The organism is Anaerosporobacter sp. (genome assembly GCF_965301125.1).
Map to the genome: position 1 here is coordinate 1 of NZ_CBDLAM010000146.1, position 9,824 is coordinate 9,824.

8 protein-coding genes are annotated in these 9,824 nt (G+C 32.8%); all 8 read left to right on the forward strand.

Annotated features, from left to right (window positions below; genetic code table 11):
- The coding region (locus tag ACW2QF_RS14430) for an Ig-like domain-containing protein (protein ID WP_455716710.1) at positions 1–790 on the forward strand (790 nt) is incomplete at its 5' end.
- A 230-nt stretch (positions 791–1,020) separates the two neighbouring features.
- Complete coding sequence (locus tag ACW2QF_RS14435; protein ID WP_455716711.1) at positions 1,021–2,055, forward strand: threonine aldolase family protein; 1,035 nt, start codon at positions 1,021–1,023, stop codon at positions 2,053–2,055.
- A gap of 653 nt (positions 2,056–2,708) precedes the next feature.
- Positions 2,709–4,409 (forward strand): GspE/PulE family protein, encoded by a 1,701-nt coding sequence (locus ACW2QF_RS14440; protein WP_455716712.1) that lies wholly within the window; start codon positions 2,709–2,711, stop codon positions 4,407–4,409.
- Positions 4,410–4,447: 38 nt separating this feature from the next.
- A complete protein-coding gene (locus ACW2QF_RS14445) occupies positions 4,448–5,503 on the forward strand; it encodes a type IV pilus twitching motility protein PilT (RefSeq protein ID WP_455716713.1) in 1,056 nt (351 codons plus the stop codon).
- Positions 5,504–5,538: 35 nt separating this feature from the next.
- Positions 5,539–6,753, forward strand: a complete 1,215-nt coding sequence (locus ACW2QF_RS14450) for a type II secretion system F family protein (RefSeq protein ID WP_455716714.1) — start codon at positions 5,539–5,541, stop codon at positions 6,751–6,753.
- A 76-nt stretch (positions 6,754–6,829) separates the two neighbouring features.
- Positions 6,830–7,312 carry a type II secretion system protein gene (locus ACW2QF_RS14455; RefSeq protein WP_455716715.1) on the forward strand — a complete coding sequence of 161 codons (483 nt, stop codon included), beginning with the start codon at positions 6,830–6,832 and terminating at the stop codon, positions 7,310–7,312.
- Between the two features lie 76 nt (positions 7,313–7,388).
- On the forward strand, positions 7,389–8,027 hold the full coding sequence (locus tag ACW2QF_RS14460; protein ID WP_455716716.1) for a prepilin peptidase: 639 nt from the start codon (positions 7,389–7,391) through the stop codon (positions 8,025–8,027).
- Between the two features lie 99 nt (positions 8,028–8,126).
- Entirely contained in the window at positions 8,127–9,794 is a 1,668-nt protein-coding gene (gene pilM, locus ACW2QF_RS14465; protein ID WP_455716717.1) for a pilus assembly protein PilM, read from the forward strand.
- Positions 9,795–9,824: the final 30 nt, after the last annotated feature.

Consider the following 9,824-nt stretch of genomic DNA (forward strand, 5'->3'; position numbering starts at 1 on the left):
ATTAAGAACTAAAGTTATGGCATTAGCGATAGCTTTTACAATGGGGGTGTCAGCACCAGCGGCAATACCTTCCATGAATACTACTACAGTTGCTAATGCAGCTACCGTAAAATTAAATCAAAAAAAGATATCCTTAAAAGTTGGTCAGACAAAACAATTAAAGTTAACTGGAGCTAAGAAAAAGATAACTTGGTCTTCAAGTAAGAAATCTGTTGCAACGGTAAGTAAGAAAGGTAAAGTTACAGCAAAAGCAGCAGGTACAGCAACAATTACAGCGAAGTCAAGTGGAAAAAAATATACGTGTAAAGTCACTGTTACTGCTAAAAAAGCTGAAAATAATACTGGAAACAAAACTGTTACATTAGATACTGTTACATTCACTATCCCAAGTACAGTGCAATCCGAAAGTGTTACAGAAGGAACAGATAGTATGATGCTTATCGGTTTAGATGATAATGAACATGAATTAATTCTTATGACAAACAGTGATTTCGAAGGTCAACAAATAACATATGAACAATGGACTGAGATGATTAATAGTGAACTAGAGGGACTGGAAACTACTGATGGAATCTCAGATTACAAGAAGGAAATTGTTGATACTAACCTTGGAGAAGGAATTTATGTATCATACAAGATGGAGGGAGAAGGATCATTAACTATGGTAGCATATCAGATGTATATAAATGAACATTCCATTGGGATTATTTATATGTATGACGATACTGCTACTTTGAAATTACAAGATACATTTGATATGATCATAAAAACCATTGCAGTGGTTAAGTAGTATAATAGATTAATCAGAACAACTTTTCTACACTTAGTACCATATGCGAACAAAATTACCGGTTTACATATGGTACTCGGATACAAAAAAAGAAGAAATTTAGCTTTAATATTATTCATTTATTTGAATAATTATAAAATAAGCATGAATAATTGCCAAGATTTTGTATTGTTTGATCTGATGAAATATAGTATGATATTTTATAAGAGCACATAAAAGGAGATAAACAAATGATACGATTTGAATGCGATTATGCAGAGGGTGCACATCCTTTGATTATGCAACAACTTATAGATACGAATGAGGAGCAAACACCAGGGTATGGAGTGGATTCTTATTGTGATAAGGCAAGAGAATATATCAAAGCAAAATGCGAACACGATGACATCGATGTACATTTCTTAGTTGGGGGAACCCAAACGAACTTAACAGTTATTGCTAGTACATTGCGTCCATATCAAGGTGTGATTGCAGCTGAGAGTGGTCACATAAATGGACATGAAACTGGTGCAATAGAAGCAACAGGACATAAAGTGTTAACGATACCTAGTACAGATGGAAAAATCCGTGCTGATCAGATAGATAAGATCTGTATTGAACATAAAGAAGACGGATCAAGAGAGCATTTGGTTCAACCAGCGATGGTGTATATCTCATTCCCAACAGAGACAGGTACAATATATTCAAGAAAAGAATTGTTGGAGATTAAGCAAGTATGTGAGGAACATGGGATTCCACTATTCTTAGATGGTGCAAGAATGGGGTATGGTTTAGCTTCACCGCAAAATGATGTTACCCTTAAGGATATTACTGATTGTTGTGATGTGTTTTATATTGGTGGTACGAAAGTAGGGGCATTATTTGGGGAAGCAGTTGTTATTAAGAATGAAAGCTTAAAGAAAGACTTCCGATATTGTATGAAACAAAGAGGTGGATTATTAGCAAAAGGAAGACTTCTTGGTATTCAATTTGAAACATTATTTGAAGAAAACCTTTACTTTGATATAGCAAAACACGCGGTAGATTTAGCGTTGATGATTCGTAAGGCATTTGAAGAAAAAGGATATGAATTTTTGTATGATTCAACTACAAATCAGCAATTTCCTATCATACCTAATGAGAAATTAGAAGTATTGGAAAAGAATTATTGTTTTACATTCTGGGGTAAGATTGACGAGAACAAGTGTGCAATACGTATTTGCACAAGCTGGGCTACAAAGAAAGAAAATGTTGAGAAGCTAATACAAGACATTAACAAGTTATAAAACAATAGAGAATGATTAAATTTAAAAGCAACTTTTTACGCTGAATTCATTTTGTGAACATAGATACATGTTCGCAAATGACACCAGCTGAAAAGTTGTTTTTTTATTTTCAATAACCTAAGCTGTTTAATTTTACATGATTTACATGCATATTTATACAATTATTGTATCATTACGACGATATTTGATAGATTCATGGTCCTTAATCCCCATTTATAGATGCAAATTGACATAATATAGTATATATTGTTATAACTTTTATTTTACAGTGTAAATTTTGAAAGTATTAGTAATCGTTTAATATAACGAAAAATGATATGGTTTATGACTATTAATTAGACTTTTTGTAGATGGAAAATTTGCACATTATCATAATAATAATGGAATATAGTAAAAATGTGCCAATGAATGAGTAAATCGATAGAAATTAATAGGAAATAAATACTAATACTGAAAAAATTAGTAGTAAAAAGATGAATTATGATGTATATAGTTAATAGATGGAAAAAGTAAGGAAATCGTAAGAAATAAAAAACTTTGAATGTTTTGAAAATATTAATAGACAAAATACGCCATAAAAGTATAAAATATGTTTATAAATGAAAATTCGAGGAATTCAAATACAGTAACTAGAAAAACATATGGAGAGTGCGATGGAGAAGTTTGAAAGAAGAAAGAAACGTCTAGGTGATTTGTTAGTATTAGCGAAAGCGATTACGGAAGAACAACTTAACGCTGCACTTATTGAACAAAAAACTATCGGTGGAAAAATAGGTGAAGTATTAATCGATTTAGGTTTTACAACAGATATTGATATTGCTAAAGCATTACAAAGGCAATTGGGATTGGAGATGATAAACCTAGCGGATGTGCAAATTGACGAAAAAATAGTTAATTTGGTTGATGAGTCATTACTTAGAAAGTACAGCGTAGTACCTTTTGAGTTCAGTAAGAATAATGGTAACGTTTTAAGGTTAGCTATGGTTGATCCAATGGATTTTATGGCTATAGATGATATTTCAATAGTAACGAACTATCAGATCGAACCAGTTATCTCGACGCTTAGAGAGATTTCTTTAGCTATCGACAAGTATTACGGTAGCAAAGAAACAATGGCTGTAGTACAAAAATATTCAGAAGAAAAAATCAGCCTGATTGAAGAAAGAGAATTTGTAGAGAGAGACGATATTAAAAACTCCCCAATTGTTGTTCTTGTAAATTCAATTATTGAACAAGCTGTACGTCAAAGAGCCAGTGATATACATGTTGAAGCACTTGAAAGAAAAATTAGAGTTCGTTATCGAATCGATGGTGTTTTGAAAGAAGTTATGAGTTTTAACGTTAATATGTTATCTGCTTTGACTACTCGTATTAAGATTATAAGCAATATGGACATATCGGAAAAAAGAAAGCCACAAGATGGAAGAATTTCAAAGATCGTTGATAGACAAGATTTTGATATTCGTGTTTCCGCTTTACCAACTGTTTTTGGAGAAAAAATAGTAATGAGATTAACTCCAAAGCAAGGTGTTGCAAGAGATAAAAAGGATTTAGGTTTTACCAGTGAAGAAATTGAATCTTTTGACAAGATGCTATCGAATACCCATGGAATTATTCTTGTAACTGGTCCAACAGGAAGTGGAAAATCTACAACATTATGCTCTGCTCTTACTGAGTTGAATAATGAAGATGTTAATATCGTTACAGTAGAAGATCCGGTAGAAGCTAATCTTGATGGTGTAAACCAAGTAAATGTTAATGTGAAAGCTGGACTAACATTTGCATCGGCGTTACGTTCGATTTTACGACAAGATCCAGATATCATTATGATTGGTGAAATTAGAGATGGTGAAACTGCTCAAATTGCAGTTAAAGCGTCTATTACAGGACATTTAGTAGTTAGTACATTGCACACAAATAATGCAGCAGCCAGTATTACTAGATTAGTGGATATGGGTGTAGAGAGTTATCTGATTGCAGATTCAGTAGTTGGGGTAATTGCTCAAAGGTTAGTAAGACGTTTATGCAGTCAATGTAAAGTTTCATATGATGCCAGTACAGAGGAAAAGAAATTACTAAAATACGACGTAGATTCAAACTTGAAGCTATATAAAGCTCGTGGTTGTTCCCATTGTAATAATACAGGTTTTTATGGACGTATTGGTGTGTATGAAATAATGAATATAACCCCTGAGCTAAAGGAAGTCATTGCCATCAACAAAAGCACAGATGCCATTGAAAAATGTGCCCTTAACCAAGGTATGAATACACTTCGTATAAGTGCCGCTAAGAAAGTCATCGAAGGAATAACTTCAATTGACGAGATGAAGAGAGTAATTTATGAAAATGATTAGTCTCGTAAAACGATACATCATATATAGGAGGAAAAGAAATGTTTCTAATTTCAGACATGTTAAAAATTGCTGTAGATATGAATGCATCTGACTTACATATTACAGCTGGAATTCCACCAAAATGTAGGGTGAATGGAAGTTTGATTAGTATTACCAATGGTGCATTATCCTCTGAGTCAACGGAAATATTGATTATGAACATACTTACTGAAGTACAGAAAGAAGAGCTAGAGCAGAAAGGGGAGGTGGATTGTTCCTATACGGTTCCAGATTTGGGACGTTTTCGTGTTAATGCTTACAAACAAAAAGGAAGTTATGGAGTTGCAATCCGTGTAATTAATAATAGGATACCAATGCCAACTGAATTAGGACTATCTAGTTTTATCGTTGGAGTTACTGAAAAAAAATCAGGTTTAGTACTTGTAACTGGTCCAACAGGTAGTGGTAAATCAACAACGCTCGCTTCCTTGATTAATGAAATAAACACAAATAGTAGTAGACATGTTATCACTTTGGAAGACCCAATCGAGTATTTGCATGAACATAATAAATCGATTGTTAATCAAAGAGAAATCGGCAGTGATACTTTGAGTTACGGAGCAGGATTAAGAGCTGCTTTACGTGAAGATCCAGACGTAATACTAGTGGGAGAAATGAGAGATTTTGATACAATTTCTACTGCAATCACTGCAGCCGAAACAGGACACTTAGTTTTCTCCACATTACATACAGTTGGTGCGGTTAGTACGATTGATCGTATTATCGATGTATTCCCACCTCATCAACAACAGCAAATTCGAGTTCAATTATCTAGCGTATTAAGATGCGTAATATCCCAGCAATTAATTCCTAAGAAGGATAAGAGTGGGCGAGTGGCAGCGTTTGAAGTTATGTTTAATAGTATTGCTATTCAAAATCTTATTAGAGAAGGTAAAGGTAATCAAATTGCAACGATTATGCAGACTTCTAGAAAAGATGGAATGGTGTTAATGGACGACTACCTTTTGGATCTATACAACAGACAGCTTATTGATATGAAATATGCTATGTCATATGCACAAGATCCAGCAACTTTATCTAAAAAGCTAATATAGAATAAGTTATTAAACGTAACGAGAGGAGAAGAAAAATGCCTAAGTATTCATATGTAGCGGTTTCAGCAGATGGAAAGAGAAAAAAGGGTGGTATTGAAGCAGTAACACTTGATAAAGCCCAGGAATTATTAAAACTTGATGGATTAACTCCAATTAAAGTTACAGAACAAGGTGTTTTAGATAAGGAAATAACCTTTGACTTTCTTGGAAAAGTTAAGTCGAGAGATTTAAGTGTTTTTTGTAGGCAATTTGTCAGTATCTTAAATGCAGGTGTTACAGTAACAAGTGCACTTGAAATGCTAAGTGAGCAGACAAAAAACAAAAAATTACAAGTAGCAATTAGTGATACCAAAAGTGGTATTGAAAAGGGTGAAACCTTGTCTGAAGCGATGAGAAGTCATTCAGAAGTATTTCCTATGCTATTGATTAATATGGTGGAAGCTGGTGAAGCTTCAGGAAGTTTGGAGATATCTTTTGAACGTATGGCAGTACATTTTGAAAAGTCTGCCAAGTTATCAGCAATAATGAAAAAAGCGATGATCTATCCATGTGCGGTAGGAATTGTTGCATTACTTGTAGTCGTTATCATGCTTGTCTTTGTAATTCCTCAATTCCAATCAATGTTTGATGAGATAGGAACTGAGATGCCAGCAATTACCAAGATGGTTATTAAGGCAAGTGATTTTCTGATACATAAATGGTATATAGTTGTAGGTGTACTTGCTTTGGTAATTGCAGTTTTTGAATTATATCGAACAAGTGAAAGTGGCAAGGTTGTATTCGCTAAGATTGGTTTAAAGGCACCATTGTTTGGTATTCTTACCGTTAAATCATCATCAGCGCGTCTAGCTAGAACATTAAGCACATTAATGACAGCTGGTATACCATTAGTTAATGCAATCGATATTACAGCGAAGTCCATGAGTAATTTGATTGTAAAACAAACCTTATTACATAGTAAAGAAGAAGTAGAAAAGGGTGTTCCGTTATCGGTACCAATTAAAGCCAGTGGCGTCTTCCCTCCTATGGTTCATCACATGATCCGAATTGGAGAAGAAACAGGTGGTCTCGATGATATGTTAAATAAAGTGGCTGATTATTATGATGAAGAAGTTGAGTTACAGACACAATCATTAACAGCTGCATTAGAACCATTAATTATTGTTGTATTGGCTGTTATTGTATGCTTTATAATTGCAGCAGTTATGTCTCCAATGTTATCTATGTATGATGGTATGGAGAATTTGTAATCGGTTAATAATCGCTTTTATTACAATTAATATAAGCGGTATTAATAATAAATTAAGAAAGCGAAAGGTGAAGAGTATGGAAAAGAGACAAGAAGCTATTCAAAATGGAAGAAAGAAATTAGGAAACAAAGGTTTTTCGTTAGTTGAGTTAATCGTAGTAATTGCAATCATGGCAATTCTAACAGTAGTAATTGCACCACAATTTATGCGTTATATTGAGAAGTCAAGAGAGAGTATGGATAAACAAACCATTGAATCAATCAATTCATCTATTCAAGCAGCGTTAGCGGATGAGAAAGCATGGAATGCTTTGGGTGATGCTGAAGTAACTATAACATTCGATAATAAGGGAGGATCTGTAGTTGTTGATGGTAATGGAGATGTAACTTCAGCAGCTGATAGAAAATATTCTTCAGGAGATACAGACTTTTCAAAAGAAGTTAACAGGAATTTAAATAAAACTGTATCCTTTAAATCAAAGAAACTTAAAGATGGAGTTATATTTACAATTACAACTACCAAAGAAGTGAAAAATGATGGTACTGATAAATTAAAATAACTAGAGAGTGTGCAATTATATGTATAGTTTAACTTATATAGCAATGTTTATTGCAGGACTTTTACTAGGAAGATTTATGAGATACTGTATCTGTAAGTTGATCGCTGAGTGTTCACAAGATATGGTTGGAAGTTTAGAAGAAAATAGTAGCTGTACATATAATGCAATGAAATCCATTCAATTCCCTCTTTTAGAGGGATTGAATGGAGGTTTATATATTCTTATCTTATACGTTAAGGGTTTTAGTTTAGAGAGTTGTATGTATTGTATTATTACGTCGGTGCTATTGATAATCAGTATAGTAGATTGGCATACGTTTGAAATTCCATTCGTTCTTAATAAGATTATCTTTATTGCTAGTTTAGTGATTATGTTTATTGATTGGCCGAATCGATTGCGACATGCAATTGGATTTTTGGCAATTAGTGTTTTGCTATACCTTATTTTTATTTTATCCAAGGGCAGGGCTATTGGTGGTGGAGATATCAAGTTGATGGCGGCTGCTGGTTTGGGGCTAGGTGCTTCAAAGATAGTTGTAGCATTTTTTATGGCTTGTATAGTTGGTTCAATTATTCATGTTTTACGTATGAAGATTACGAAGAAGGATCATATGTTAGCATTAGGGCCCTATTTGGCATTCGGTATATTTATAACAATGATTTATGGAGATCAATTAATTAATTGGTATTTCAATGTTTTATTGAGTAGCTATTAGCCTTGTAGAAAAGGAATAGTCACGACTGAGGGGAAAATGTACGCTGAATTCTTAGTGAACAAATAAATTAAAAGGTGTTTATTTCAACGGGAGGATATTATGGGAAATAGAGTATTAGCGATTGAATTAGGAGAAAAACTAACAAGAATTTGTGAAGTTGATAATAACAAAAGTAATTTACAAATGTACCAGGGAATAACATTTGAAACTCCAGTTGGTGCGGTAGAAGATGGATACATAAAAGAAAAAATAGGATTAGGAAAATTAATAAAAGAGAAATTAATTCATGCGAATATAACCAATAGTAAAGTGGTTTTTACGATTTCATCAAATAGGATTGCGAGTAGAGAGGTAATTATACCTTATGTTAAGAAACAACAGATAAATCAATTAGTGCAATCAAATGCTAGTGATTATTTTCCAATTAAAATAGATGAATATAATATTGCTTATAATATTTTGGAAGTGTTAGATGATAAAGAAAAGAAATTAAGATTATTAGTTTTAGCCGTTCCAATTGATGTAGTACAATCCTATTATGAATTAGCGGAATTGGCAGGGCTAAATATAATAAGTATTGATTATGGCGGAAACAGTTCATATCAAGTATTAAAGAAGAATGATAGCCTAGATATTAATATGGTTGTGCATTTAAATGATAGCAATGGATATATTAATATCTTTGATAAAGATAAACTTCTGTTACAAAGGACAATGCCTTATGGTAGCAGTAATATTATTAGTTCAGTAGTAAATAATCCTTTATTACAAGCCCGTACACGTGATCAAGCAATTGAAGTTATTAATAAGAAATTAATTGACACAGATGCAGGTCAATATATAAATGATGATAAATTAGATGTTTTAAATTATTCTCCAAATGAGATACCAAGTGATTTGTCTTATCAAGATTCAATGAGTGACACCTATGAAGTGATACATAATATTGTTAATAACATTATGAGAGTTTTAGATTATTTTTCTTCTAAAGGAAATAACACAGTAAAACATATATATATCGCTAGTGATGGGATCCCATTGAATTATCTATACGATTTATTGCAGAAGCAAACTGGAATTAAAGTGCTTCAATACGATAAATTCATAAAGTTACCAGCAAGCTCCAATCAAAACTTAGATGATCGAGAACAGAGCCAATATCTAATGTGCTTAGGTGCAGCTATCAATTCAGTCGATTTGAGACTGCGTCAGACAGTAGAAGAGGGTGGGAAACATAATTCAGCTTTACTGGCTCTAGTTGTATTTAGTATTTGTATTGTTACAAGTATAGGAATTAGTGTGAAATCCTACTTAGATTATAACGCATGTGTAGATGAGAAAACTAAAACAAATGCCAGAATAAATGAATTGGAAGGTGTTGTTGATATATTTGATCACTACAATGATACAACACAATTGTATGATAAATATAAAGATATTTACATTGCAACCCAAAATAGCAATGAGAAGCTTGATGATGTACTAAAAAATATCGAAGAAAAATTACCAGTTAAAACCAAAGTCGAATCTTTTGAGGTGTCAGATACAGGTATAATTCTTAATTTGAGAACAGAGCGTAAGGAAGTTATAGCAAGAACCATTGTTTCGTTAAAAGAAATTGATTATTTTATTTATGTAAATAACCTTGGATTCAATGTTGAAGAGGATGAGAATGGTATCGAGACTATTTCTTATACAATAGAATGTTTATTTAATCAAACTGAATCTATTGATCAACAAGAAAATGGACAAAATGCCGAAGAATAGAATAATCAAGAAGAACCAGATAGTGCTCAA